Origin of the sequence: Halorubrum rarum (assembly GCF_048380895.1) — an archaeon.
GTDB lineage: Archaea > Halobacteriota > Halobacteria > Halobacteriales > Haloferacaceae > Halorubrum.
On record NZ_JBLWMN010000004.1, the window covers coordinates 138,306 to 163,786 of the forward strand.

At 66.5% G+C, this 25,481-nt stretch carries 22 protein-coding genes and 1 pseudogene; 11 read left to right on the plus strand and 12 right to left on the minus strand.

Annotated features, from left to right (window positions below):
- Positions 1-60: 60 nt before the first annotated feature.
- Together ACNSN7_RS04155 and ACNSN7_RS04160 are read right to left on the minus strand one after the other, a co-directional pair.
- Positions 61-654, minus strand: a complete 594-nt coding sequence (locus ACNSN7_RS04155; RefSeq protein ID WP_418280882.1) for a DUF7411 family protein — start codon at positions 652-654, stop codon at positions 61-63.
- A complete protein-coding gene (locus ACNSN7_RS04160; protein ID WP_418280883.1) occupies positions 655-1,005 on the minus strand; it encodes a DNA-binding protein in 351 nt (116 codons plus the stop codon). It abuts the gene before it with no gap.
- Between the two features lie 141 nt (positions 1,006-1,146).
- Between ACNSN7_RS04160 and ACNSN7_RS04165 the strand changes: the two genes are divergently transcribed.
- Positions 1,147-2,265, plus strand: a complete 1,119-nt coding sequence (locus ACNSN7_RS04165; RefSeq protein WP_418280884.1) for a 60S ribosomal export protein NMD3 — start codon at positions 1,147-1,149, stop codon at positions 2,263-2,265.
- 28 nt (positions 2,266-2,293) lie between these two features.
- On the opposite strand, the gene ACNSN7_RS04170 is transcribed toward ACNSN7_RS04165, so the two are convergent.
- Both ACNSN7_RS04170 and priS read right to left on the minus strand, forming a co-directional pair.
- Positions 2,294-3,247 carry a DNA replication complex subunit Gins51 gene (locus ACNSN7_RS04170; RefSeq protein WP_418280886.1) on the minus strand — a complete coding sequence of 318 codons (954 nt, stop codon included), beginning with the start codon at positions 3,245-3,247 and terminating at the stop codon, positions 2,294-2,296.
- A gap of 16 nt (positions 3,248-3,263) precedes the next feature.
- Positions 3,264-4,427 (minus strand): DNA primase small subunit PriS, encoded by a 1,164-nt coding sequence (gene priS / locus ACNSN7_RS04175; protein ID WP_418280888.1) that lies wholly within the window; start codon positions 4,425-4,427, stop codon positions 3,264-3,266.
- 98 nt (positions 4,428-4,525) lie between these two features.
- On the opposite strand from priS, the gene ACNSN7_RS04180 reads away from it, so the two are divergent.
- The gene (locus tag ACNSN7_RS04180; RefSeq protein ID WP_418280890.1) at positions 4,526-4,672 is read left to right on the plus strand and encodes a DUF8555 family protein; all 147 of its coding nucleotides are present in this window, start codon (positions 4,526-4,528) and stop codon (positions 4,670-4,672) included.
- A 210-nt stretch (positions 4,673-4,882) separates the two neighbouring features.
- On the opposite strand, the gene ACNSN7_RS04185 is transcribed toward ACNSN7_RS04180, so the two are convergent.
- The gene (locus ACNSN7_RS04185) at positions 4,883-5,161 is read right to left on the minus strand and encodes an amphi-Trp domain-containing protein (protein ID WP_418280892.1); all 279 of its coding nucleotides are present in this window, start codon (positions 5,159-5,161) and stop codon (positions 4,883-4,885) included.
- Between the two features lie 172 nt (positions 5,162-5,333).
- On the opposite strand from ACNSN7_RS04185, the gene ACNSN7_RS04190 reads away from it, so the two are divergent.
- The 3 genes from ACNSN7_RS04190 to ACNSN7_RS04200 all read left to right on the plus strand — a co-directional run bounded on the left by ACNSN7_RS04190 (position 5,334) and on the right by ACNSN7_RS04200 (position 7,878).
- A complete protein-coding gene (locus tag ACNSN7_RS04190) occupies positions 5,334-5,609 on the plus strand; it encodes a PadR family transcriptional regulator (protein WP_008001139.1) in 276 nt (91 codons plus the stop codon).
- A gap of 521 nt (positions 5,610-6,130) precedes the next feature.
- Entirely contained in the window at positions 6,131-7,105 is a 975-nt protein-coding gene (locus ACNSN7_RS04195; RefSeq protein WP_418280893.1) for a DUF7972 family membrane protein, read from the plus strand.
- Between the two features lie 71 nt (positions 7,106-7,176).
- Positions 7,177-7,878, plus strand: coding sequence for a DUF2270 domain-containing protein (locus ACNSN7_RS04200; RefSeq protein ID WP_418280894.1), 702 nt, complete (start codon positions 7,177-7,179; stop codon positions 7,876-7,878).
- A 230-nt stretch (positions 7,879-8,108) separates the two neighbouring features.
- On the opposite strand, the gene ACNSN7_RS04205 is transcribed toward ACNSN7_RS04200, so the two are convergent.
- From ACNSN7_RS04205 to ACNSN7_RS04215, 3 genes are all read right to left on the minus strand, one after another.
- Positions 8,109-11,330, minus strand: a complete 3,222-nt coding sequence (locus ACNSN7_RS04205) for a right-handed parallel beta-helix repeat-containing protein (RefSeq protein ID WP_418280895.1) — start codon at positions 11,328-11,330, stop codon at positions 8,109-8,111.
- Positions 11,331-11,783: 453 nt separating this feature from the next.
- Positions 11,784-13,169, minus strand: coding sequence for a CapA family protein (locus tag ACNSN7_RS04210; protein WP_418280897.1), 1,386 nt, complete (start codon positions 13,167-13,169; stop codon positions 11,784-11,786).
- Between the two features lie 121 nt (positions 13,170-13,290).
- Positions 13,291-15,270 (minus strand): hypothetical protein, encoded by a 1,980-nt coding sequence (locus ACNSN7_RS04215; protein WP_418280898.1) that lies wholly within the window; start codon positions 15,268-15,270, stop codon positions 13,291-13,293.
- Positions 15,271-15,659: 389 nt separating this feature from the next.
- Here ACNSN7_RS04215 and ACNSN7_RS04220 point away from each other — a divergent pair, with 389 nt between their 5' ends.
- The gene (locus ACNSN7_RS04220; RefSeq protein WP_418280899.1) at positions 15,660-16,871 is read left to right on the plus strand and encodes an MFS transporter; all 1,212 of its coding nucleotides are present in this window, start codon (positions 15,660-15,662) and stop codon (positions 16,869-16,871) included.
- A gap of 19 nt (positions 16,872-16,890) precedes the next feature.
- Here the strand turns inward: ACNSN7_RS04220 and ACNSN7_RS04225 are convergent, their stop codons facing one another.
- On the minus strand, positions 16,891-17,298 hold the full coding sequence (locus tag ACNSN7_RS04225; protein WP_418280901.1) for a DUF8147 domain-containing protein: 408 nt from the start codon (positions 17,296-17,298) through the stop codon (positions 16,891-16,893).
- 186 nt (positions 17,299-17,484) lie between these two features.
- On the opposite strand from ACNSN7_RS04225, the gene ACNSN7_RS04230 reads away from it, so the two are divergent.
- Positions 17,485-18,822, plus strand: a complete 1,338-nt coding sequence (locus tag ACNSN7_RS04230) for a hemolysin family protein (protein WP_418280902.1) — start codon at positions 17,485-17,487, stop codon at positions 18,820-18,822.
- Between the two features lie 7 nt (positions 18,823-18,829).
- Here ACNSN7_RS04230 and ACNSN7_RS04235 read toward each other — a convergent pair whose 3' ends face one another.
- On the minus strand, positions 18,830-19,810 hold the full coding sequence (locus ACNSN7_RS04235) for a nucleoside recognition protein (RefSeq protein WP_418280904.1): 981 nt from the start codon (positions 19,808-19,810) through the stop codon (positions 18,830-18,832).
- Between the two features lie 100 nt (positions 19,811-19,910).
- On the opposite strand from ACNSN7_RS04235, the gene ACNSN7_RS04240 reads away from it, so the two are divergent.
- The 3 genes and pseudogenes from ACNSN7_RS04240 to ACNSN7_RS04250 all read left to right on the plus strand — a co-directional run bounded on the left by ACNSN7_RS04240 (position 19,911) and on the right by ACNSN7_RS04250 (position 22,704).
- Complete coding sequence (locus ACNSN7_RS04240) at positions 19,911-20,909, plus strand: HVO_0234 family beta-propeller protein (RefSeq protein WP_418280905.1); 999 nt, start codon at positions 19,911-19,913, stop codon at positions 20,907-20,909.
- Between the two features lie 2 nt (positions 20,910-20,911).
- A pseudogene (locus ACNSN7_RS04245) lies at positions 20,912-21,322 on the plus strand (Gfo/Idh/MocA family protein); the annotation flags it as partial.
- 176 nt (positions 21,323-21,498) lie between these two features.
- Complete coding sequence (locus tag ACNSN7_RS04250; RefSeq protein ID WP_418280907.1) at positions 21,499-22,704, plus strand: DUF418 domain-containing protein; 1,206 nt, start codon at positions 21,499-21,501, stop codon at positions 22,702-22,704.
- A gap of 66 nt (positions 22,705-22,770) precedes the next feature.
- Here the strand turns inward: ACNSN7_RS04250 and ACNSN7_RS04255 are convergent, their stop codons facing one another.
- Positions 22,771-24,054 carry a tRNA pseudouridine(54/55) synthase Pus10 gene (locus ACNSN7_RS04255; RefSeq protein ID WP_418280908.1) on the minus strand — a complete coding sequence of 428 codons (1,284 nt, stop codon included), beginning with the start codon at positions 24,052-24,054 and terminating at the stop codon, positions 22,771-22,773.
- 215 nt (positions 24,055-24,269) lie between these two features.
- Between ACNSN7_RS04255 and ACNSN7_RS04260 the strand changes: the two genes are divergently transcribed.
- Positions 24,270-24,914 (plus strand): phosphoribosyltransferase, encoded by a 645-nt coding sequence (locus ACNSN7_RS04260; protein ID WP_418280910.1) that lies wholly within the window; start codon positions 24,270-24,272, stop codon positions 24,912-24,914.
- A gap of 22 nt (positions 24,915-24,936) precedes the next feature.
- Here the strand turns inward: ACNSN7_RS04260 and ACNSN7_RS04265 are convergent, their stop codons facing one another.
- The gene (locus ACNSN7_RS04265; protein WP_418280911.1) at positions 24,937-25,440 is read right to left on the minus strand and encodes a DUF367 family protein; all 504 of its coding nucleotides are present in this window, start codon (positions 25,438-25,440) and stop codon (positions 24,937-24,939) included.
- Positions 25,441-25,481: the final 41 nt, after the last annotated feature.

The following is a 25,481-nucleotide window of genomic DNA, read 5'->3' on the forward strand; positions in this document are numbered from 1 at the left end:
GCCGTAGACGGCTCAATCGTCCCGGCCGTAGACGGCTCGATCGTCCCGGCCGTAGACGGCTCAATCGTTCCGGCCGTGGACGTACGTCTGGTCGTGGTCGGGAAACACCGCGGCGACCGCCGACTCGTCGTGCGTCTCGGCGATCAGTGCACGGATCTCACCCTCGTAGTCGGCTTTAGGTATCTCCTCGCTCGGTCCCTGTTCGACCTCGAACGTCGCCTCCACGAGGCGATCGACCGCGTGGCGGCCGAATCCCGAGAGCGGCGAGATGTAATCGACCCCGTGGCGGTCCTCGAGGCTCTGCGCCTGCGCTCGTGAGACCGTCGGCACGCGATCGTCGCGTCGGGTTCCGTCCGCGACCGCGTCGACGTCGAGTTCGGCGATCGACTCCAGCGCGTGCTCGTGGACGCGCTGGATCCCGTTTCGCGGGTAGCCGTCGGCGAGCATCGTCTCGGCGGCCTCCTCGGCGACGGCGCGGTCGAGTTCGACCCGATCGAACGGGAAGCCGAGGGCGGTCGCCGCACGTTCGGCGTGTTCCCAGTCGTCGGTGAGCCCGAAGCTACCGGTCACGCACCGAACGTCGTAAAAGCGATCCAGCAGGAGCGCCGCGAGCGAGGAGTCCTTCCCGCCGCTGTACAGAAGCGCGAGCTCCATCTACCGGCGGCGGATGTCGAAGCTCTTCTGCTCGGGCTGAAGCTCCTTGAGCAGGTCGCGCATCTGCGCTTCGTCGATCCGCCCCTGCACGCGACCGCTCTGGGCGAGCGCGGCGACCTGCTGTTTCACCTGCTTTGCGAACTGCGGCTTCGACATCTCGACCGCGTTGAGACGCTGGCGCGCCCCGTCGGTGAGATGCTGTTTGAGCACCGCCTCCTGTTGGGCCTCGGCACGCTCCTGGGCCTCCTGTTGGGCCTCGGCGTCGCCGCCCTCCTGTGTGCGGTCCTGCAGCTCCTGCATCTTCTTTTCGCGCAGTTCCTCGAGCCGTTCGTCGTCAGGGTTCTCGCTCATACGGTGCCCTTCTCGGCCCGAGCGAAAAACGATTTCGGAGCCATCCGTGCCCGACGACGCGACCCCCGCCGCCTCGATCCGTCGCTCACCGTCACAAGCGGTTCGCTCTTTTTAAACGGTTCAACGGCGTACCGACGGGACATGAGCGAGTCGCGCGATTTCTGTCCCCGATGTGGCGACGCGGTCCCGGAGCGACGCGAGCCGTTGCCCGGAGATCCGCGGGGCCGGGACGCGTTGCTGTGTGACGACTGTTATTTCGAGGACTTCGAGCTGGTCGACGCCCCGGAACGGATCGAAGTGCTGGTCTGTTCGGGCTGCGGCGCGGTCCACCGGGGGGACTCCTGGCGCGACGTCGGCGCGCGCGACTACACCGAGGTCGCCGTCGACGAGGTCGCGTCGGCGCTCGGCGTCCACGTCGACGCCGAGGACGTCGAGTGGAGCGTCGACCCCGAGCAGGTCGACGAGAACACGATCCGGATGCACTGCCGCTTTTCGGGCGTCGTCCGTGGCACCCTTCGATCGGCGGACGTCACCGTCCCGGTCAAGGTGTCTCGCGGGACCTGCGACCGCTGCGGGCGGATCGCGGGCGGGTACTACGCGGGCGTCGTACAGGTCCGCACGGACGACCGCGAGCTCACGGCCGAGGAGCGCGCGCGGGCCCTGGAGATCGCGGAGTCGTACGTCGCCGAACAGGAACGGGGCGGCGACCGCGAGGCGTTCATCACGGAGATAAACGAGACCGACGACGGCCCGGACGTGAAGCTCTCCTCGAACCGCCTCGCTCAGAACGTCGCGACCCGGCTCACCGACGAACTCGGCGGGAGCTTCGAGTCGTATCCGACGCTCGTCACCGAGGACGGCGACGGCAACGAGGTGTACCGCGTCACCTTCGCGGTACGGCTCCCCCGGTACGCTCCCGGGGAGATAATCGATCCCGAGGACGGTGACGGTCCGGTCCTCGTGACGGGTGTGTCCGGTCGCCTCCAGGGGATCCGACTCGCCACGGGCGAGGAGTACTCGTCGTCGTTCGACGAGGGCGACGCGCCCGACGCCGCCCGGTTGGGCACGCACGCTGACGCGAGCGAAACCACCGTGGTCACCGTCGAAGACGAGAACGCGGTCCAGCTGCTCGATCCGGAGACGTACGAGGCGAAAACGGTCCCGAAACCCGACTTCTTCGACGACGAGGACGACTCCGTGCTGGCGTTCAAAGACGGCGAAGACGTCCACGTCGTCCCGGAGGAGCCCCCGTCGAGCTGATCCGCAACGGAGCCTGTCGATCGGTCTCTCAGTCGATCCGCTCGGCAGCGTCGCGTTGCACGAGCGGGTCCGCGTTCGCCGCCGGCAGCGTGACGACGTCCTCGGTGGCGAGGTCGTACTCCCGTTCGTCAACCCCGAGGATCGAGCCCACGTCTCGGGTGATCCGGACCGTCGTTCGCTCCGTCTCCTCGTCGGGGACCATGTCTCCCGCTTCCGCTCCGTCCTCCCTCTCCGCGATCCGGCCACCGTCGCTCACCCCGGGTGCGCCGGGCGGGGCGGGTTCGGGGTCCACGGGCGTCGGTTCGGCCGAGTCGTCGATCGATGTGCTCGGTTCGTCCGGTGACGAGTCCGATTCGGTGTTGCCCATCGCGCTCGCGAGAGCACCGTCGCCGCCCGAGCCGTCAGCATCGTCGGTGGCCACTGGCTCGGGGTCGTCGGTCCGATCCGATGCGCCGTCGGTGGGGGAAGGGGCAGTAGCGGGTCCAGAGGTATCGGGCGAGTCCACGGTGCCGCTCTCCGTGGCGGGATCGGCCACGACATCGGTCGCTGTCCGCGAGTCGTCCCCGGCTCCGACGGACGCGGTCGTCGGCGTGGTCTCGCCGGCGAGTGCGTCGAGGACGGTGGATTTGTTCTCGCCGATCCGATCGACGAGGTCGTCGAACAGGTCCCGCTCCTGCGTGGTCAGTCCCTCCGTCTCGACGGGCATGTCGGCGGCGGCGAACGAGGCCAGCTTGACGACCTTCCCGACGCGGCGCTCGTACAGCGCCTCCGCGACCTCCTCGGCGGTCTCGATCTCGTCGGACATGCGCCGGACGTCGTCGTCGGAGAACGGCTTGTCGACCGCGGCGGCGCGACGATCGCGGGCCGCACGGAGATCCGAGATGTACGCGGCGACGTCGTCATAAAAGGAGTCCCGCAGGTGCTGGAGGCTGTCCTTCCGACGCTCCTTCGCCTGTACGGATCGCAGCTCGTCGAGGTTCATTCGTCGGTCATGTCGTTCATCGTTCGGGTGCCTTTCGCGCTTCGCCGCGGGCCATCAGGAAGACGCCCGCGTACTCGGGGACCGAGGTTCTACCGGGTTCCACTAACAACCGCTCCCCGTTTAGTTCTACCGTCCGCTCGTCCTCGCACTCGATCGCGATCTCCCGACCGACGAACCGCTCCGGAATCGCATCCGCAAGCGGGTCGAACGCGTCCAACTCGTCGCGATCGAGGGGGGTGACGACGAGACCGGAGCCGCCGTGAAGCGTCCCCGGAAGCCTGATCAGTCGGCGCGTGTCGGTGGTGACCGGTTCGTCGATCGGAGCGGTCGCCGTCGCGGTCACCCGTGCAGCGAGCGCCGAGACCAGCCGGCGGACGCCGGGGCCCCCCGCCTCGACGTTGCCCGCGCGGACCGCCTCCGGGTTGCGCTCGAACGCGCCGAGGATCGTCTTCGCGCGCCCCTCACCGATCCCGTCGAGCTCCATGAGCCGCTCGCGGGCCGCGTCGTCGTCCATCTCGCGGAGGTCGTCCGCGTACTCGATCAGGGCGTCGTGAACGCGCGCGCCCCATCCGCCCGCCGTCCGGAGGACGCGCTTGTTGGTCCCGCGCTCCTGGACCGTGTGGATCAGGTTCTCCACGTCGAGATCGATCGCACGAACGTAGTCGACGATCTCCCGTCTGGCCTCGCTGTCAAGTTCCCGGATCGACTCGTCGCGGACGTGGACGTGATAGCCGCGACCGCCCGAGAACACGACGGTGAGATCCTCGAAGGCGAAATCGTCCTCGAGAAACGCGAGGAGCCGATACAGCGCGTCCTTGCAGGCGGCGAGCATCTCCCGGTAGCTCGTCGCCTCGGGGTCGACACCGGGGAGGTGGTCGGCGTCGAGATCGAACACGAGGTCGGCGGACCGCCATCCCTTTTGCGACATCGTCGACGCCCCGGGATCGTCGTAGCGGGCCGCAGAGAAGTACGCGTGCCGTGGGGCGTTGTCGGCGAAGAACGTGTCGACGTCGCCCAGATCGTACAGGGACTGGTGACGAACCATGGTGGTTCCCGTGCCGGGCGTCCACGGGATATGGCCCCACTCACGGAGGTGTGCGTCCGGCGGAGGGGTAAGGGAGACGCTCCGGTAGTAGTCACCGAAGCGTCCCGCGAGGTACTCGCGCGTCCGATCGTCCATCTCTCTCGTCGTATCGTCGGTCGAAGTATAATCGTTGTCGTTCGCGGGCGGCGTCATCGATCGCCACTCCTAACGACCTGTCGCGCGTACGTCGTTCCATGCGCTCGGAAGAGGAGATACGCGAGCAGTACGAGTTCCTGATCGAGCAGCTCGACGACGAGGAGATGAACCACCGCGGGGTCGAGGAGCTGTTCACCCACTACCGGCGCGCGCTCGGGTGGGTGCTCGAAGAGGAGCACATGTGAGCGCTCCCGGAATCTTTATCAACCGGGATACGGTATCGTCAGGTGACGCTTCGTCTGGAGGGCCGAAGCGTCAGCGGGGACCAATTTAGGGCGGCAGGCCTCACGCGGCTTTTTTCCGCGTGGGGCTTGCTTCTCTTTCGAACGACTCCGAGTGCCGACGCCGGGATGCGCCGATTATGCACCGAGGCGTGTCCAACCGACCAATGACGACTACTCGACCGAGAGCGACGGATCCGTGCCGGCGTCGTCGACGTCGTCCCACTCGATCTCGAACTCGATGCTGAGCTCGTCCGGGCCCGATCCCGTCTCCCGCTCGGCTTTCACCTCGAACGTGGCCCTCGCCGGCACCGCGAGCGTGATCGAGTCGCCGGCAGCCGAGAGCGTGACGTCCTCCCCCGCGTCGAGTTTGTCCGCAACCGAGCGGAGCGACGCCGCGATCGTTTCTCTGTCTTCCGTCGTTTCCGTCGAGAACAGCACTTCTTCTGGCATACCTCCCGTTGGTCTTCTACAATTATAAACACGACGGCCGTCCGACGAGTGTGGACTCAGTGACAAAACACCGAGAACGTCGTTACCGCCGATACCGGGCTCAACGTATGCGTTCTCGTGGGTATAGAACGACATACTTATTTATTTTCGACAAGTAACTACCGTCAGTACCATGTACGACCTCACAGGTTTTCAACGTGACCTGCTTTACGTGATCGCCGGCTTGGACGAGCCCCACGGCCTCGCCATCAAGGAGGAACTCGAGGACTACTACGAAAAGGAGATCCACCACGGTCGTCTCTACCCGAACCTCGACACGCTCGTCGAGAAGGGACTGGTCGAGAAGGGCCAGCGTGATCGCCGGACGAACTACTACACGCTCACGCGTCGTGGTCGCCGCGAGATCGACGCCCGCACGGACTGGGAGTCGCAGTACGTCGATCACTGACGTTCGCAGTACGTCGATCGCTCGTCACAGCCTCCGACGCCGTCGCCTTCGGGTCGTTCTCGGTCTCCGCTCGGCGTCTGTTTCCCCACGCTCGACCGCCCCGGCCCCTGTTCGATCGCATCGCTCCGAATGGATGCCGATCGAAGGCTTCGTTGAACTCCTTAATAATTGAGTAGCACGGACCGCTGTGAGCAGTCGCGAGGTGTTCCGTTACAAATGGGCATCTCGATGGGTGTCCCCGTACTGTCTACCGATTTCGGTGTGCGTCTGCGTTTCTTCGATTAACAGCGTTCTATCCAGGCGTTTTCGAGAAGAGCCGAGCAGTCGTCAGCGAATCACGACCGTCGTGCTCACGGTATCTGAATCCTACCGTCGTTAACAGCCAACTAGTGATTAGTACACCCCGGCTTAGTCGGATCAATCGGGTTGATGATACTATCTCCGACCAGGCCACAGACACAGCCGACACAGGAGCGGATTCCGACGCGTCCGGAGGCGACCCCAACGGTCCGCTCACTGGGGTGGTTCGATGGGTTTTCCTGTCCGGGGATCGACGGGCGCTCGCACTCGTCACGGAGGTCGTCATCCTGGCGGCGCTGCTGACGGTCGGAACGATCTGGGAGTTCGAGATGGAACGGCTCGTCACCGAGACGCGAGCGGTCCAGACCCTGTTCAACACGCTGCTCGGCGGGATCATTCTCTTCGTCTCGGTCGTCCTCTCGATCAATACTGCAGCCCTCGCCCAGGAGTTCGCTCCCCTCCAAGTCAAGCTGGCCAGCATCGAGGATTCCATCGACTTCCAGATCGAACTTGAGGAGCTCGTGGAGGACGGCATCAGTCCGGCCGGGCTACAGCCGTTTCTCCAGTACGTCATCGAGGCGATCCATTCCGAATCGGAATCGCTCCGGGCCCCCGATAACTCGACGACGGACGATCGAGCGCGAGCGGACCTGCTTGCCTTCGTCGACGATATCGACACACGGTTGTCCCAGATCGAGAGGCGCATCCAACAAAGCGACCCTCGAGTGTCGATTCTCCTTTTGAGCACGCTCGATTACCCCTACGCCCGCCACATCAACGTGACCCGCCGCCTGAAAGCCACCCACGGGGACGCACTCACGGAATCGGATCACGATTCGCTCGCGACGCTGCTCCGGATTCTCACCATCCTCGCGTCCGGTCGAGAGTACTTCACGACGCTGTATTTCAAGCGGGAACTCCGGAACCTCTCGAGTGCCCTCCTCATTCTCTCGCTCCCGGTCATCGTCTTCACGTCGTACGTCCTGCTCGCGATAGATACCGGCCTCTTCCCGCAAACGACGCTCCCCGGAGTCCGATCACGACTCCTCTATGTCAACCTCGCGTTCGTCATCGCGCTTTCCCCGTACGTCCTTCTCAGTTCGTACATGCTTCGCATGCTTACCGTCTCGAAACACTCCCTCGAATCGACGGTGTTCACCCTCAAGGCCGATGTCGGACTGGAGTTCGACCGGTAGTACGCCCGACCGATAGCCACGCAACGATCGAGTATTTCCTCCCGGCGGTCGTCTGTCACACGTGGTTCCAGATGGACGACGACACCGATACTGAGACTGGCGCCGACGTGGGCGATACCGTCGGGCAGGACGTCTCCGAACTGAGCTCCGTTCTCGGCGATGCCTATCGCGGCGAACTGGATCGCGAGACCACCTGGCGCTCACGGCTCGATCAGACGACGACCTGGAGCGTGACGATGATAGCCGCGATCCTCACCTGGGCGTTCTCGAGTCCCGACAACCCCCACTATATCATCCTCGTCGGCATCCTGGTCGCGACGCTGTTCTTACTCATCGAGGCACGACGGTATCGAGATTACGACGTCTATCGCGCACGAGTCAGGATTTATCAGCAGAACCTGCTCGTGACCACCCTCGATCCGACACAGAAACTCGAGCACGATGACTGGCGCGAAAAGCTCGCCGCGGACTATCGAAACCCGACGATGAAGATCACGCTACTCGAGGCGATCGAACACCGACTCCGGCGCATCTACCTCGAGCTAATCAGTGTTCTGTTGCTCGCTTGGATCTTTCGAATCACCGCGTTCATGCCCGAGACGTCGCTTCTCGAGGCTGCGTCGATCGAGACGCTCTCGGGCACGGTCGTCCTCGGTATCGTCGGCGTCTTCTATCTGGGGCTACTCGGTATCGCCCTCCGACGAACCGAACGCGAGGCGAAGGGCGAATTCGAGGACGAAGCGATCGGCGAGTGGAAGGACTCGAACGATTGAGGACCGGGATCAGTGGGGTCTTCGATCTCGGTCGGATCGTCGCCGTTCGTCTCCGACGGATCGACGCAGCACGGCAACGCCACCCTCGTCGTGGTCGAAGCCGAATCTCATTGGGGCCTGATCCATCGGTTCGTAGCGAACGGTTGCGATCGATCGGTCTCGACCGACGTGGTACCGGCCGGAACGTCCCTCCGATTGGCTTCCGAAAAATCGACTCAAAAAGGGAGGGATCAGAAGTCGTCCGCTTCTTCGGCTTCTTCGTCCGGCTCGTCCGGCTCATCCGGTTCATCCGGCTCGTCTGGTTCGTCCGGTTCGTCCGGTTCGTCCGGTTCGTCCGGCTCGTCAGGCTCGTCTGGTTCGTCCGGTTCGTCCGGTTCGTCCGGTTCGTCCGGCTCGTCCGGTTCGTCCGGCTCATCCGGCTCGTCCGGCTCATCCGGCTCGTCCGGCTCATCCGGTTCATCCGGCTCGTCAGGCTCGTCTGGTTCGTCCGGTTCATCCGGCTCATCCGGCTCGTCAGGCTCGTCAGGCTCGTCCGGTTCGTCCGGTTCGTCCGGTTCGTCCGGTTCGTCCGGCTCGTCCGGTTCGTCACTCGGGTCTCGTGCGTCCTCGACCGGTGCATAGATCCCGTCCTGAGTCAACGCGGTGTCGATCGTTCCGTCCGCGTCGAACGCGTCGACGACGGTCCACTCCCCGTCGTCGTACCGCCACAGCTCGACCACGTCCCCAACGACGTCGTCTCCGTCGTAGGTCAGGATCGCGTCGGCCGTATCGACATCGAGGACCTCGACTCCGTCACCGACCGCGGCCACGTCGTCGGGGAGCGCGGGGAGATCGTCACGGCCGATGGCATCGAGTGAGACCCGTTCGTCACTGAACCCGAACACGGCCTCGTCGCCGATTCCCAGCCCCGACGCGGTTAGGAGTGAATCTCTGATACTCTCGACTTGCCACCCGTCGTTACGGCGGATGAGCACGCTCTCGAACTCCAGCCGGTTCGACATGACCACCACGCCAGTCCCGTCATTGTCCTCGATCACCGCGTCACGGAGCGTGTCCGGTCCGCCATCGGCGGCGGAGAACCCTGGACCGCCGTTCCCGGCGATGGTCAGATCCGTGAACGTGTTCCGTGCCACGTCGATCCCCGTCTGGATACCGCCACCGTCGTTTCCGGTTACCGTGATCCCGGTGAACTCGGCGTTATCGACGAGGTCCGCACACTGGATCCCGTACGCTCCGTTCTCAGTGGCGGCGACGTTCTCGGCCACGAGATCGGACGTTTCCCAGAGCAGGATCCCGTCCGCACCGTTCTCGGAAGCCGTGACGTTTCGGAGTGTCGACCCGCCCGCGGCAAACATGAAGACCCCGACCGACTCGTTCTCGGTCGCCGTCACGTCCTCGAGGGTGCCCTGTACCGGCCACTCCAGCTCGGTGCCGAAGCTGATCCCCTCCTCGAACCCAGTAACGTCGAGGTCACGAACCGTCACGTCCTCGAGCCACTCGTCGGGGTCGCCGACGAAGACGCCGACCCCCTCGCCCTCGCCGGCTATCGCGTATCCGTTCCCGTCGAGAGTCACGCCCCCCGATCGTATCCAGATACAGGCGTCGACGTAGAGGTCGTCGTATGCCTGGCCACCGCCGGTGATGTCGTCGACCAGCTCGTACTCACCGGGTTCATCGATTATCGTACAGGAATCGATCGTGCGGTCGACCGTCGCCGCTTCGATCGTCAAGCGACCGGTCGCCGAGTCGTCGTCGGTAAAGACGCCGTGTTCGTACTCGCCCGACTCGAGGTCCTCGGTGTCGACGTCCTCGAACGTGACCGTCTCGTCGTCGCCTCCCGCCAGTTCGAGTTCGCGGTCCGCCACCACGTCGTCGTCGATCCGGAGCTCGACGTCCTGCGTCCCAGCGTCCTCGCCGACGTTCTCGATCCGCGCGGAGACGTCGATCCGGTCGCCCTGAGTCACGGTCGCCTCGACGGGATCGAGATCCGAGACGGTGAACCCGGCCGGTGTCTGAACCCGGAGCCGACCGGTCGCCGAGTCGTCCTCGGTGAAGACGCCGTGCTCGTACTCGCCCGGCTCGAGACCCCCGGTATCGACGCTCTCGAACGTGACCGTCTCGTCGTCGCCTCCCGCCAGTTCGAGCGCCCGTTTGGCTACCACGTCGTCATCGATTCGAAGCTCGACGTTCTGTCTCCCTCTCGCCTCGCCAACGTTCTCGATCCGGGCGGAGACGTCGATCCGGTTGCCGCGGCTCACGGTCACGTCATCGGGGTCGAGATCCGAGACGGTGAACTCGGCCGGTGTCTGAATCCGAAGCCGACCGGTCTCCGAGTCGTCGTCGGTGAAGACGCCGTGTTCGTACTCGCCGGGATCGAGGTCCTCGGTATTGACCTTCTCGAACGTGACGGTTCGGGAGTCGCCACCGTCCAGCCGAAGGCGGCGACTCCTCACCAGTTCGTCGTCGATCCGGAGCTCGACGTCCTGTCTCCCCTTCGCCTCGCCGACGTTCTCGATCCGGGCGGAGACGTCGATCCGGTCGCCCCGAGTCACGGTCACGTCGTCCGGATCGAGAGCCGAAACGGTGAACTCGGCCGGCCGCAGGATCCTGAGCGTCCCCGTCATCGAGTCGTCGTCGGTGAAGACGCCGTGTTCGTATTCGCCCGGCTCGAGATCCTCGGTGTCGACGTCCTCGAACCGGACGGTTCGTGCCCGCCGACAGCCGATTTCGACGTCCCGTTCGGCGATGACCGTATCGTCGATCCGGAGCTGCACCGTCCGCGTGGCCGTGACGTCGCCGACGTTTCGGATCCGCGCGGAGACGTCGATCCGGTCCCCACGAACGACGGTCGCGTTCCGCGGGCGGAGCGACGAAACCGTGAACTCAGCGGGAACCGGTTCGATCTCGGTGTCCCTGCCGCGCTCGAATCCACGGATCTGTCCGCGAATCTCCCCCTCGGGGTTGCGTGTGGTGTGGACGGTGACGTGATAGCTACCGGGGTCGGAGAGGATCGCCGCCGCGAGGTCCGGGTCGTCGACGAGCGCGCCCTGAATCAACGGGGTCTCCGGAGTGGTCGTCAGCGGGTCGCCGTCGCCGGTCCCATCGGGCTCCGCCGTGTACTCGAACAGGGTCGCGACGATCTCCCCGTCCTCCTCTCGGCCCCCTTCACGGACGTGTGCCTGGGTGAGACACTGTGCGTCCTCGACGACGACGTCGAACAGGAGCGTCCCCTCCTCGCCCGGGGAGACGTGCACACAGCCGCTCGCCGTCGTCTGGACGCCCGCTTGGTCCCCCGAGAGGACGGCGACGTGCGCCTCGCTCGCATCGGGCGGGACCCACTCGTACTCTGCGACCTCGTAACGCAAGTCAGCGTCCGATTTGGTGCTTCGAGACTCTCCGGCGGCCTCCGAGCTGAGTGCGCCCATCCCCGCACCGGTCGCGAGTCCTCCCATGACGGTTCGGCGTCGATACGTGGTTTTCTCTACGGACGGATCATGCGTCTCATCAGACATCGTACCCGACATACGTAGATCGATCGTTTAGCTATATGGTGGCTATTTGGAATAATATGTAATTTCACGGAGACGGGATCCGGCGTCGACGACGTCGCTGTACGAGGTCGGTGAATAAGCCGATCCAAGCCGCTCACGCTTGGGTGTTTCCGCGTCACCGCTGGACCGGTTTGCTAACGGCTTACCGTCGGTTCATCTCAGCATATTCGCGGTCAACACCTCGTCTCCCGCTCGTCTGCGTGGAGCGGAGGTCGTCGGATCAGATCATCGAACACGCCGGTGTCCAGCGTCTCGCGATCCGGGTTGCAACGTCGTCGATTCGCCGGTTCGGGACGAAACGTCACGTCCGACCGCGCGCGAGCGGTGTCGCCGGGACTCGCAGTCAGTGCTCGGTCACGAGGGGTCGATGACCCCGATCCCGTCGACACGATCGATCGCGGTCCCGTACGGTTCGGAGAGCGCCGTGAGCCGATCGAGGATCGACTCGGCCTCCGTGTCGTCGGCGCGGATCGGCGTTCCCCGATCGGGACGGTCCGCGGTTCGGCCCAGCGAGCATGGAAGCAGTTCGATGCGGTCGATCCGACCGTCATCGTCGAACTCACAGGTCGCGACCACGGTGCGCCAGTAGTCGGGGTACGCGAGGTTGCCGGTCGGTTCGCCGTCCTCGTAGTACCGCGCGTCGAACACCCTCGATGGATAGCGGTCGTCCTCGACGCCGAAGTAGTCGAAGCTCTCAGCCGGGAGCCGGTCCAGCGTTTCGAACTGACAGAAGAAGTTCCCCAGCGAGTAGAAGATCGGTTTCCCGTCGTACACCTCGATCCCGCGGAGGACGTGTGGCCCGCTCCCGATCACGGCGTCGGCTCCGGCGTCGATACAGTCGCGGGCGAACGACTCGAGCATCGCCGGGGTCTCGGGAACGTTCCGCGTCCCCGACGGCCCCTGATGCGAGTGGATCGAGACGACCGCCCAGTCGGCGGTCGCGTTCGCCTCTCGAACTCCCGCAATCACCGCCTCGCGGTCCGGTGGGTGCAGCGAGTGCGAGATCCCCTCGTCGTCCTCGTCGTCGACCGACTCGAACGTCATATGCATGAACTGGTACGTGTCGTCCGTTTCGTCCATCGAGTCCGGTTGCTTGCGCCACGTGTCTCTCACGTCGTCGATGCCGACGGCGCGTCCGATCTCGCGTATTCGGTCGAGTCGCTCCTCGGTCACCCGGTAGGTCCAGTTCGTGTGAAGCGGACTGATCCCCGGGCGGCCCGGGAGGAGCGACGACGGCGCGCCGGCCTCGCTTTCGGGGGCGACGCTCGTACAGGCGCTGACCACCCCGATCCGACCGCCGGGGGTCGTCTCGTACGCCGGGGCCCGTGCGTCGGGGAGGTTGCGTCCGAGACCGGCGTAGGGGATGGACCGATCCTCGAGTTCCCGCATCGTCGAGCGCATCCCGTATCGGCCGAAATCACGGGAGTGGTTCGAAGCGGCTGATACGAGGTCGATCCCCATCGCCGTCAGCTCATCGAGAAGGGCCGGCGGACATCGAAGCACCATTCCGGGGAAGGCGGCGAGATACTGGTACTGGTCGCGGATCGCCTGTGGCGGCGTCGCGTAGGACGATCCATCCGTGACGACTGCCTCGAGATTCGTAAGCGTCGCGTCCGCGTCACGAAGTCGCTCGAGGATCGCGTTGAACCGGGGGTCGCCTTCGCGTGTGACCACCGAACGTGTCAGGATCGAATCCCCGGTCGCAGCGAGCGTGAACGGTCGATTCCCTTGCGAACTCATGGCTTCCCTTTCGAGACGGACCGGTTATAGCTGCGTGTTGTGCTCGTTTCGGGACGATCGATCTCGCGTCGCACGCACGAGCGTTCCACGATCGAGCGTCGAACGGTCCGGAGTAGCGAACTCACACGGTCTCGGTTTCGATCGCCGCGTCGGCACGGTCGAGCGCCGCGTGAATACGCGGGCGGAGTGCCGAAACCTCGGCATCGTCGTACGCCCGCTGCCGGTCGCTCGTAAGTGCCTCAAGGGCCTCCTCCAGAAGCGAAACGACGTTCGAGAGCCGCCGGTTCGCCGTGTCTGCGTCGCCGCGCGTGGCGACCTGCGTCGCAGCGGCGGCTTCCTCCACGGCACGGGACAGCCGGTCCCCGACTTCGTCGTCTCCGTCCCGTGCGGCGAGGCTCCGTGCCACGTCCCGTAGCTCCTCGATCTCCCCGCGGAGGGTCTCTGAGAGCGTTGCCTTCCCGGTTTCGACGTTCTCACGGACCGCCTCGAACTCGTCGTCAAACGACTGCGGACCGACCCGGTACGCGCCGCGCCGTCCGTCGGCGTCGACGACCTCGACGGTGTACCGACCGTCGCGGTGGACCGCCACGGCGAAGCGATCGTCCTCGGCCGGTCGCCCGTCGTACACGACGCCGGCGTAGTCCTCTCTCACGCGGACGTGAGCGATCCCGTTCGCGTCCCGCCCATCGCCGCGGATCCATCCCGCGTCCTCGGTCGCGACCACGGTGAGCTCGCCGTCCATGCCCGCTCGGAAGCGCCCGCCTTCGTGGACGAACCGCTGTGCGAACGGGGCAAAGCCGGGGCCGTTGACGACGAGGAGATGGGATCCGGGATCGACGTGGAGGTACCCGAACACGCCCTCTCGAGTGACCGTCGCCACCGGATCCTCGCTCGCGAGACGCACCGCGGCTTCCACCGGTAACCCGTACAGCGAGACGGCGATCGCGTCGTCGAGCGACTCCCGTGCCTCGTCGGTCACCCGACCGAGCGCCCCGCTCGTCCCGGAGCCGAGGAGCCGGATCCGTCCGACGACTCGGTTCGACAGTCCGGGCGGGAGCTCCCCGTCGATCCGTCGGCGATGAGCGGGGTCCGTGACGTCGGCGAGCGGGTCGGTGAATCGGTCCTGCTCCCACGGGAGTTCGACGGACGTGACGTGACTGGCGAACCGGTTCTCGACGAATCCGGGGATCGCGAACTCGAAGCTCAACTGGGGGCCGACGAACCCGTCGGTCACGTCGCGAACGTGTGCCATCGGTTCGAGCTCGTACGTCGCATTCGCTTCGGTCGGGCTCCCGGGAGCGGCGAGCACGAGCCCCGGTTCCCGGAGCGGGAGATCCGTCGGCGGTCGCGGCAGTCCGAGCCAGCTCCCGACGGTTACGCGCTCGTCGATGAAGTCCTCGGAACCGACCGACAGCGCGGGGTGATCGTCGAGTCGGTACCCGTCGAGCTCCGGCATGACGAAGGGGAGCCTCGCTCCCTCGTCGCGTGGGAGTCCGTAGGCGAACGGTGCCGCGAGGCTGCTCGTAACCTCCAGGAGGTCGTTGGTCACGTCCGAATCCCAGTCGCTGCTCGGGAGCCGCTCGAAGCTCGGGACCACGTCGTTGATCTCGCTGGCGCTCGAGTGGGAGCCGACCTCCGAAAGGATTCCCAGTCGACGGTCCCCCGTGACGTCGGGATCGAGGTACTCGTTGTTCGGGCTCGCGCGCGAGTGTGCACTCGCCGACAGCAGGAGTGGCGACCCGGATTCTCGCTCGAGGAACACCTGTAGGAGCTCCCAGTCGTGCCAGTGGAAGTTAACCGTGAACTGATCGAACGCGGAGTAAAACCAGTACTGGATCGCGTCGACGCCGTCGGCCGCCTCGACGACCCGGTAGAACGCCATCGGATCCGGCGGCGTCTCGTCCTCCGTGAACGCCGCGGAGTATCCCTCAAGTGCCGTGAATCCGTCCACGACCGGACCGTCGGCCGTCTCGATGATATATCGTCTCGGATCGGTGGGAAACCACTTCTCTAAGGCACCAAAGTACAGATCGGGCGCGTAGCGCGCGACGAGTTCGGGAACGTCCCCGGCGGACTCGTTCTCCGTCGGCTCGTCGTCCACACCGGGAGTCGGAGCGGCCGGCGGTGTCAGGTCCGGCTCCGGTGAATCGTCCGATCGGGACGAGATCCACGCCCCGACGACGCCGCTCCCCCCGATCACCCCGAGAGCCGCGTACGTGAGGAACCGGCGTCGTCGGCCGTCTGACGGTCGTTTGTCTCCGTCTCCGTTCGTTGTCGGCATGGGTGATCTGAACCCGGTACGCGTGCGTCGTATAACTGCTTTCCTCCGGGCCGCGGTTCCGCTCCGTCCATGGCCGGCCTCGCGGAACGTGTACCGAGGCCGACGATCGGAACCGGGCGTGCGGGAGTTCCGCACGCGTTCCGGAAGGATTGGCCGGCGACGTAACAGCAAGGAGCCGGGGTGCTGCTATGAACGGCAACGACTGAATCGTGTCTCATCTCCAAGCGATCGGACGGTACGCGAAGACGGCGACGGAAGACCTGTGGTCGGACGGACGCGGATGGATCCTCCTCACCGTCGGGATCGGCTGGTCCCTCTCCATCGGCGTACGGTTCGTCTATCCGGCTCTCGTCCCGTACTTCCAGAGCGACTTCGGGATCGGACTGACCACGACCGGGTTGTTGTTAACGCTGCTGTGGGGTGCCTACGCCGTCGGTCACGTCCCCGGCGGGGTCCTCGGTGACCGGATCGGCGAGGGGAACGTCGTGGTCCTCAGTACCCTCGTCTCGGCCGCAGCGGTGCTCGTCGTCGCGACGTCCGTGACGCTCCCGATGCTGTTTGCTGGCACGATCGCGTTCGGACTCGCGACAGCGCTGTACGGCCCGACCCGGTTCACCATCTTCACCGACATCTATCCGGACCGAGCCGGTTCGGCGATCGGGCTGACGATGGCCGCGGGCAGCGTCGGGAACACCGTGTTCCCCGTGGCGGCGGCCGTCGTCGCCTCGTACGCCACGTGGCGCGTCGGGATCGGCGCGTTCGGTCCGCTGTTCGTCGCTGTCGCCGTGGCGCTGTGGATCGCCGTTCCGAAGCGAACGTCCTCGGGTTCGAGCGCGGTCGACGAGTTCTCTTGGGAGGTGTTTGCGCGGATCAAACGTGGGATCAGCCGCGAGTCCATTCCGATCGTCGTGCTCGTTCAGGTCACCGTCTCGTTCGTGATACAGGGGTTCTCCTCCTTTTATCCGACGTACCTCGCGGTTGCGAAGGGGCTGTCCCCGCAGCTCGCGGCGACGCTTTTCGGGCTGTTTTTCGCCGTCGGAGCGCTCATTCAACCGTTCTCCGGGAGCATGCTCGACCGGTTCGGAACGCGCCCGACGCTCGCCGTCTCGCTCGGCGGCTGCATCGTCGCGCTGTGGCTGTTGCCGTTCGTTCAGGGGCTCGTCCCGCTCGTCGCGCTCACGGTCCTCGCCAGCACCTGGAACGGCTGTGGCGTCGCCACACAGACGTACATCGCGAGCTCGCTGCCCGAGGACATGCAGGGGACCGGGATGGGAACGCTGAAGGCGGGCTGGATGACGGCCGGCGCGACGTCGCCGCTGATCATCGGCGTGCTCGCCGACTACGGCTCGTTCGACGAGGGGTTCCTGCTGCTTGCCGCCGTCGGAACGATCGGGTTGGTCCTCACGCTCACGCGACTGTGATCGTCGGACGGGTTCGGGGTCAGTCCCGGTCGGTGCCGTCGTCCTCGCGTCCGCGGTCCGTGGGCGGGCGAACCCACCCGACGACCGCGACGACGGCGGCGAGGGCGACGCCTACGGCGAGGATTCGGTCCACCGTGAGGAGGTCTCGTGACGCCGGGACCGAGTAGTCGATCAGCAACAGCAGGAGCACGCCGTAGCCGAACGCGGCGAGGCCCGCCAAGCCGCCGTATACGGATCGTTCGTCTCGCCGCCCGAGGAGGCGATACGACGCCGCTCCCGCGCCGACCGCCAGCAGCGTCGCGAACGGGAGCACGAGGAACACCGAGGGGAAATCGGGCCCGAAGAGGAGCTCGAACCCGACGACGCTCCCGAGGAGGAACGCGGTCACGCCGACGCCGCCCGCGATGGGTAGTTTGAATATTGACATGTGTGGACGTACGTCCGGATCGAAAATAACGCTCGCGCGGCGGCGAACTCGTGAGCGAGATCGCCGTACTTTCAGGCGTGCGAGGGGGCGGTCACCGAACCGTTCGACCAACGCTTTTGGCGGCACGCCGAGAAGCATCGGTATGTCCTCACACGATTCGGACGACGACAGAGCGAGATGGGTGCGATGGTAGACGTCGCGCTCTCGGCGAGCCGTCTCCTCGTGGCGTTGGGCCTCGTCGTGTTGAACGGCTTCTTCGTCGCCTCGGAGTTCGCGTTCGTCCGGATCCGTTCGACCTCCGTCGAACGGCTTTCCGAGGAGGGTCGTGCGGGGTCGGACACGCTCCAGGAGGTGGTGGCGAACCTCGACGACTACCTCGCGGTCACGCAGTTGGGGATCACGCTCGCCTCGCTGGGCCTGGGATGGGTCGGTGAGCCCGCCGTCGCCTCGCTCATCGAACCCGTACTCGAGTCGGTTCTCCCGCCGAACCTGATCCATCTCGTCGCCTTCGGGATCGGGTTCGGATTCATCACGTTCCTCCACGTCGTCTTCGGCGAGCTCGCCCCGAAGACGATCGCCATCGCCCAAGCCGAGCGGATATCCCTGCTCGTCGCGCCGCCGATGAAGGCCTTCTATTACCTGTTTTACCCCGGACTCGTCGTGTTCAACGGGACGGCAAACGCGTTCACGCGGCTGCTCGGTGTCCCGCCCGCTTCGGAAACCGACGAGACGCTCGAAGAACCGGAGATTCGACGGGTATTGGCACGCGCCGGCGAGGAGGGGAACGTCGACGCCGCGGAAGTGGAGATGATAGAACGCGTCTTCGAGCTCGATGATATCGACGTCAGGTCGATCTTGGTACCGCGACCGGATGTGGTGAGCGTTCCCGCTGACGCCTCGCTTGCGGCGATCCGGTCGACGGTTCTCGAGGCCGGGCACACGCGCTATCCGGTCGTCGAGCCGGACAACGGTGATCTGGTGGTCGGATTCATCGACGTCAAGGACGTGTTGCGTGCGACCGAGACGCTCGACGGGGAGGGTTCGACGGCGAGAGAGCTCGCACACGAGATCATCGTCGTGCCGGAGACGACGGCGGCGAACGAGCTCCTGTTGCAGTTCCGGGAGGAGCGCCAACAGATGGCCGCGGTGATCGACGAGTGGGGCGCGTTCGAGGGGATCGCGACCGTCGAGGACGTCGTCGAGGCGATCGTGGGGGACCTCCGAGACGAGTTCGACGTCGCCGCGGACGAACCGACGGTGCGGCGACTCGACGGCGAGCGATACGACGTCGACGGGGACGTCTCGCTGGGAGTCGTTAGCGACGTGCTCGGCGTCGAACTCGTGAGCGAGGGGTTCGAGACGATCGGCGGCTTCGTGCTCGATCGGCTCGGCCGCGCCCCGGAGGTCGGCGACTCCGTCGAGGTGGCCGGATACGTCATCGAGGTGACGACCGTCGACGGCACTCGGGTATCGACGCTCCGTGTGCGCGAAACCGACGACCGGGACGAGCCGACGAGCGCGTGAACGACGATCACCACGGACCCAGCAGCAGCACGACGCTCGCGGCGATGAACGCGACCTTCATGACCGTGTTGACGACGATCACCTTCGTCCCGAACGCCGCGCCCCAGATCCCGTACTGGAAGGGGATCGACCGTTTAAACGTCGACACCGCGAACGACACGATCCCGCCGAGAAGCATCGTCGCGACGGCCGTTCGGGGCGTGAACGTCCCGTCGAGCAGCGGTGCGATGGCGACGGCTCCGGCGGTCGTATCGAGGGAGTAGACGGCGATCACGGGAACCGCAGCACTCGGAAGGCCGAGCATCGAACTGAGCGGTTCGGCGAAACTCGTCACCGCCTCGACGTCGTAGTTCGAGACGAACGCGGCGACGAGCGTGTACACAACCGCCAGTCGGGGAACGATCCGACGCAGGGTCCCCCACGACGTCTCGCCCGCGGCGCGGACGCGCTCGCGACGGTCCCGGTCATCGGCATCCGGAGCGCTCGCCTCGATGTCGGCCACCGCGGCGCGGTCCACGTTCCGATCGGACACCAGGAGTCCGCCGATGACGACGCCGGACAGCGTGATAGCGAGCGCGATCCCCGCGCGAAACGTGACGTAGAGCGTTCCCGTGTACCACCCGAGGATCGGGAGCATGACGGGAACGTAGTAGGTGAACACGTGCTGGACGAATCCGAAGAACGTGTTTATCATCACGGCGACGAGCGTCGCGCGGTCGTCGAGCAGTCCCGACTCGCGGTACTCCGCGAGCGTCGCGTAGCCGGCGGTCGTCGACGCCGCGGTCGTCAGGATCGCGGTCCCGACCTCGTCGGGGAGGTTCGCCGGACGAGTGAGGTAACTCGCAACGCCGGCGATGTGGCGCACAGCGCCGAACGCGACGGCGACGTTGGCCGCGAACACGCCGACCGAGATGAACAGCGTGATCCGGACGAGCCGCGGGAGGACCTCGGCGAGGAGGGCGACGACCTCGGGAACGACCGATTGCACGTTCGAGAATGCGGATCGATGAAACAAAGCAACGTCGGTGTCGGCGACGTTCGCTTCGTCCCGCGACGCTTTTCCCGACGTGTCGCGCATCCACGGCGTAATGGCACCCGCGGACGACGACATCTCGATCGAGGAGAAGCGCGTGTACGCCGCCCGGGCGGGGCGAACCGACGTCTACCTCGCGACGCGAACGGGCGTGGTCCGGGTGGCGGTCTCCGGCGACAAGATCGGTACGTTCTCGCTGGTCGACCGCGAGTCGGCGTGCGACGTCGCTGTGCTCGGCCGAGCGAGCGCGGCGGACGTGCTCGCGGTCGCGACCGAGCGGGGGCTCCGACTCGCGACGCTCGACGATGCGGACCGGGACCATGAGTTCGTCGCCGTGGAGGATATCGTCGACTCGGACGCCGGAGACGCGGACGCCAGTGGCGACGCACCCGACGCCGCTCCCGGAGCGGCCGTCGCCGTCGGCGCTCACGACGGCGCGGTTCTCGCCGCGAGCGCGGACGGGACGATCACGCGGCTCCGGCTCGAGGGCGGTACGGGCGAGGAACGGCTCGCTGCGGCCGCGGATCGAGTCGGACGCGTCGACGAGCCGCGAGCGATCGACGGCCCGCTGATCGCCGGCTCGGGCGGGGTTCACCGCGTGGTCGACGCTGCGGACGGCCCTCGGATCGAGGCGGTCGGGCTCGACGACGTTCGCGACGTCGCGGGGACGGGCGTTCCGCTCGCGGCGACGTCGGACGGGCTCTACTGGCTGGGAAACGGGTGGATGGACGCGCTGGCGGGTTCGTTCGACGCCGTTGCGGCCGACGGCAACGGGCACGCGATGGCCGTCACGGAGGGAGCGCTGTTCGTCCACGCGGGAGACGACGACACCGGTACCGACTGGTCGACCGACGCGTGGGCGTCGTCGACGCTTCCGGTCGACGAACGCCCCGTCGCGCTCGGCTACGGACCGGGGATCTCCGCGGTCGTCACCGTCGATGGAACGCTGTGTGTCGACGTCGGAGACGGCTGGCGACATCAGACCATCGGCGTCCCGGACGTTGGTGGAATCGCGCTGGCGGCCGTCGACGAGGACGGTGCCCGCTCGCGGTGAGGCCCTTCGGCGAGACGCGCTCGGAGTTCGGTGGCCGCGACGACTACGCGTTCGTCCACATGTGGGGCGAAGACGACGGGCCCGAGGGGTTCGACGTCGACGACTCCGCGTCCGCGTTCATCCGTGACGCCGACGGCAACACGGTGTCACTCGAGGTCGCGTGGGCGACGAACCGCCCGACGAACGACGAGCTCGTCGTCCGCGGCACGGAGGCGGGTGCGACGTTCGACCGCGGGAGCAACGACCTGACGATCCACGAGGCGGCGATCGGCGGCGGACACCACCTCTCGGACACGGACGTCGAGACCGGGGACGACGACAGCCACGCCACCGAGCAGGGCGTGTTCCTGGCGGCGGTCGCCGCGGGCGAGCCACCGTCGATCAACACCGTCGAGGAGGCGCTCTCCGTCTAGCGAGTCATCGATGCGATATACCGGTCCTCGGAGGAGGGGCGGGGGATCCGGCTCGGCTGAGGTGACGGCGATCCGGCGCGACTGAGGGCGGCACGTCGACCGTCGGAACGCGACCGACCGGTGCGGATCGATTACCGAACCTATTCGGTGCTCGACACCGTCGGTCACGGTCGTCCGTGAGTTCGAGATCCGCTCCCGCTCCGACGCCGCCCGCCGAACGGATCGTCAGTCTGGACGTTCTCAGAGGCGTCGCCGTGTTGGGCATCCTACTGATCAACATGTGGGTGTTCGCGATGCCGGAGACGACGCTTCTGAATCCGACCGTCTACGGCGACTTCACCGGAGCGAACTACTGGGCGTGGCTCGTCGGCCACGTGTTCTTCCAGGAGAAGTTCATCACCCTGTTCTCGGTCCTGTTCGGAGCCGGAATCGTGCTGTTCACCGACAGTGACAAGCGGAGCGAGGCGGCGGCGATCCGCCTCCACGTTCGACGGATGTTCTGGCTGATCGCCATCGGCATGGGCCACGCGTACCTCCTCTGGTACGGGGACATCCTCGTCGCGTACGGCGTCTGCGCGCTGTGGGTCGTCGCGCTCCGGGAGTACGCGCCGGCCACACAGTTCGTCATCGGCGTCGTCCTCGTCGCGGTTCCATCGGCGCTGGAGTTACTAACCGCGCTGTCGTCGTCGCCGGACGTGGTCGCCGACACGTGGCGACCGGCGGCGGCGGTGATCGACGCGGAGGTGAACGCCTACCGTGGCGGCTGGCTCGACCAGCTCGAGCACCGCGTGCCGGCCGCCCGATCGCGACAGACGACCGGCTTCGTCGGTGCCACCGTCTGGCGGGTCGGCGGCTCGATGCTGCTCGGCATGGCGCTTTTTAAGTGGGGGGTGTTGAGCGGGGAGCGGTCGCGCGGGTTCTACGGGCGGCTGGTCGCGGCGGGTGCGGTCGCCGGACTCGTCCCGATCGTTACCGGGGTCCTCTACATCGAGGCGAACGACTGGGAGGCGGGCGCGGCGCTGTTCTGGCGACAGTTCAACTACTGGGGGAGCCTTCCGCTGGCCGGCAGCTACATCGGCCTCGTCGCCCTGTGGTGCCGGTGGCGACCCGCAGGCGTCGTCACCGACGCGCTCGCGGCGGTCGGTCGAACGGCGTTCACGAACTACCTCCTCCAGACGATCGTGGCGACCTCGATCTTCTACGGACACGGTCTCGGCCTGTTCGGCCACCTGAACCGCGTCGAACTCCTCGGCGTCGTCGTCGCGGTCTGGGCGGTACAGGTGCCGCTGTCCGTTCTCTGGCTCCGCGTCTTCCGGTTCGGCCCCGTCGAGTGGCTCTGGCGGACGCTGACGTACGGTGAACGACAGCCCCTCAGGACGTGACGCGCCGTCGGCTCGGACGCTGGGATGGCCGCGATCAGTCTCGATCGCGATCAGTCTCGATCGCGATCAGTCCCGAAAGAACTCCTCGCGCTCGAACGGCTCCGATTCGCCCTCGACGGCGAGGACGTCGAGCGCCGTCACCTCGGCACCGACGCCGAGCAGCCCGGCGAGGCTCGGCTCCGTTCGGCCCTCGTCGCCGGAGATCAGTTCCTTGATGTATAAACCGCCGGCACCGTGGATCTCCACCGTCGCGTGACGGGCGTCGACCAGCTCAGCGGTCGCCTCGTACACGTCGCGCTCGCGAGTCACGCTCGCGCGACGGTGGTCGACGCGGTTCGGCGTGTACTGTTCGATCGTCGCGCCCGCCAGCTCGTCGACGGCGTCCGCGAGCGCGTCCGCGAGCACGTCGTCGTCGAACGCCACCTCCGCCCGGTAGCGCTTCGAGGCGTCGTGTTCCTTTACGCGAGCGACCATGTCGTACGACGCGAGTCGAAGTCCCTCGACCTCGACGGCTCCTTCGGCGAACGCGTTGATGTCCGACTGGAGCCGATCGGTGTCGACGCGGCGACGCCGCGGCTCCTCGATCTCGATCACGAACGGGCGACCCGTCCCCAGCATCCTCGCGTCGACGTCCTCGCGCCCGGCCCCGTGGAACGTCGCCTCGGTGCCGTCCATCACGTCCTCGACGACCGGTGCGGTGAACTCCTCGACGCTGTCGTCGTAGAGATACCCCGACCCGCCGCAGTGGTCACACGGCTCCCGCCCCTGTCGACCCGACGCGTGGCACTCCCGGCACGGCCACTCCGTCTGCGGGATATCGCGGTCGAGTTTGCGATACCGGCCGTACACGAACGTGGAGTTCACCTTCGCGTCCAGTTCGTCCTCGGCGAGATCGATCGTGAACTGCACGTCCGGGCGGTCGAAGGAGACCTCCGTCCCGGTGAGCGGACCGACGCGCTTGCCGACCTCGCGGTTGAACTCGGATTTGAACGGCTCGCCCGCGTCGGCGTCGAGTCCGGCCTCCTCACGAAGGAGGGCCTCGTTCTCCTCGATCAGCGGCGAGGGCCGCGTTCCGACGTTGTAGGTCGCGAACTCGACGTCGTCGACCGCGTCGGCCGCCCGCTCCGCCCACTCGTGGAAGTCGGCGCAGTGGCCTTCACACACCCAACAGTCGGCGACGTCGACCGGCTCGTAGTCGTCGTCGCGAGCGAGCGAGAGCGACACCCGGAGCCCCTTCCCCCGCTCGGCGTTCGACAGTCCGAAGCTCCGGTCGGCGACGAGTCGGCCGAGACAGGCGTCACACACCGGGCCCGTCGCGACCGCGTCCGCCGCGACCTCCAGTACGTCCATAGCGACACCAGCGCCCCGCGGGGTAACTGTCTTACTGATCCGAGCCACTCCCGTCATCGGAGCAGCGGGCGTATCGTGCGGGAGTTCGGTGTGTTCTCGAATCGCCACGTGGCGTTCATCGATCCGTTCCCGACCCATCGTTCCGACCCGTTCCCGACCCGTCGAGAACGCCCCCATGCTACATGTCATCTCGGGACGTATCTCCGACCGAGCCAATGTCCACACCTCCTCGCTTCGCGGACCGAACCGACGCGGGCGAACGGCTCGGGGAGGCGATTCGGGAGCGCGAGATCGACGCGGATCTCGTTCTCGCCGTCCCGCGGGGTGGTCTCCCGATCGGACGGGCCGTCGCCGACGCGCTCGACGTCCCCCTCGATATCGTCGTCGCGTCGAAGATCGGTGCGCCGGGGAACCCGGAGTACGCCGTCGGTGCCGTCGCCAGCGACGGGAGCGTCTGGCGCAACGAGTCGGCGATTCGCGGGACGGGCGCGGACGAGGTGTACTTCCAGCGGGAGCGCGAAACGGAGATGGCGGTCGCACGTCGGAAGGTCGACCGCTACCGGGGTGACCGGCCGGCTCTCGACGTGACGGGAAGAACCGTCGTCGTCGTCGACGACGGCGTCGCCACGGGGTCGACGCTCATGGCGTGTCTTCGGATGCTCGAGAACACCGACGTCGCACGGATCGTGGTCGCGGTTCCCGTCGGTCCGCCCGATACGATCCGCGAGCTACGGGGGCTGGCCGACGAGGTCGTCTGCCTCCAAACGCCGAGCCGCTTCAGCGGGGTCGGCGCGTTCTACGCGCGGTTCGATCAGGTGTCCGACGCGGAGGCGATGGCGTACCTCGAGGCGGAGCCGTAAGCGCCGTCCCGGGAGCGACCGGCTACTCCCGATCGAGGTACTCCTGTTGGACCTCGACGACCGCCGCGGAGTCCTCACAGGCGGCGTACCGCCGGAGCGGCTCCGCGTTGAGATCGAGGAACGTCTCGCCCCACGTGAACTTCGAGAGGACGCGCTCGGCGTGGTCGCGTTCGCCGAGGATCGAGAGCGCGGCGGCGAACGCCTCGACGGTCGTCAGCTTCATCGGCCGTCCGAAGTTCACGGGGTTGCCGGCGACGAGGTACGGGAGCGCGCGGTGGTCGCCCGGCAGCGAGAACCGCTTCTCGCCGGCCGACTCCCACGAGCAGTCGAGCGCGATGAGCGCCTCGTCGCGGGCACGCTCGGCGTCCGCGGGCGACAGCGCGCGCTCGGCGTGCGGGTTCAACACGACCCCGTACGGCATCGCACGGTCCGACCGGTGGAGGGTCGCGAGATCGAACCGCGCGAGCTTGCGCGCGGTGCACTTGTCGGGGTCGTCGTCGCCCTCGTACCGGACGTGTAGATCCACGCCGACCGTTGGCCGGAGACGCTTATAAGCGGCGCGGAGCG

Coding starts and splice junctions, on each gene's coding strand:
- ACNSN7_RS04155 (WP_418280882.1), bottom strand. CDS start 654: ATGGAGCTCGCGCTTCTGTACAGCGGCGGGAAGGACTCCTCGCTCGCG.
- ACNSN7_RS04160 (WP_418280883.1), bottom strand. CDS start 1,005: ATGAGCGAGAACCCTGACGACGAACGGCTCGAGGAACTGCGCGAAAAG.
- ACNSN7_RS04165 (WP_418280884.1), top strand. CDS start 1,147: ATGAGCGAGTCGCGCGATTTCTGTCCCCGATGTGGCGACGCGGTCCCG.
- ACNSN7_RS04170 (WP_418280886.1), bottom strand. CDS start 3,247: ATGAACCTCGACGAGCTGCGATCCGTACAGGCGAAGGAGCGTCGGAAG.
- priS (WP_418280888.1), bottom strand. CDS start 4,427: ATGGACGATCGGACGCGCGAGTACCTCGCGGGACGCTTCGGTGACTAC.
- ACNSN7_RS04180 (WP_418280890.1), top strand. CDS start 4,526: ATGCGCTCGGAAGAGGAGATACGCGAGCAGTACGAGTTCCTGATCGAG.
- ACNSN7_RS04185 (WP_418280892.1), bottom strand. CDS start 5,161: ATGCCAGAAGAAGTGCTGTTCTCGACGGAAACGACGGAAGACAGAGAA.
- ACNSN7_RS04190 (WP_008001139.1), top strand. CDS start 5,334: ATGTACGACCTCACAGGTTTTCAACGTGACCTGCTTTACGTGATCGCC.
- ACNSN7_RS04200 (WP_418280894.1), top strand. CDS start 7,177: ATGGACGACGACACCGATACTGAGACTGGCGCCGACGTGGGCGATACC.
- ACNSN7_RS04205 (WP_418280895.1), bottom strand. CDS start 11,330: ATGGGAGGACTCGCGACCGGTGCGGGGATGGGCGCACTCAGCTCGGAG.
- ACNSN7_RS04210 (WP_418280897.1), bottom strand. CDS start 13,169: ATGAGTTCGCAAGGGAATCGACCGTTCACGCTCGCTGCGACCGGGGAT.
- ACNSN7_RS04225 (WP_418280901.1), bottom strand. CDS start 17,298: ATGTCAATATTCAAACTACCCATCGCGGGCGGCGTCGGCGTGACCGCG.
- ACNSN7_RS04230 (WP_418280902.1), top strand. CDS start 17,485: ATGGTAGACGTCGCGCTCTCGGCGAGCCGTCTCCTCGTGGCGTTGGGC.
- ACNSN7_RS04240 (WP_418280905.1), top strand. CDS start 19,911: ATGGCACCCGCGGACGACGACATCTCGATCGAGGAGAAGCGCGTGTAC.
- ACNSN7_RS04255 (WP_418280908.1), bottom strand. CDS start 24,054: ATGGACGTACTGGAGGTCGCGGCGGACGCGGTCGCGACGGGCCCGGTG.
- ACNSN7_RS04260 (WP_418280910.1), top strand. CDS start 24,270: ATGTCCACACCTCCTCGCTTCGCGGACCGAACCGACGCGGGCGAACGG.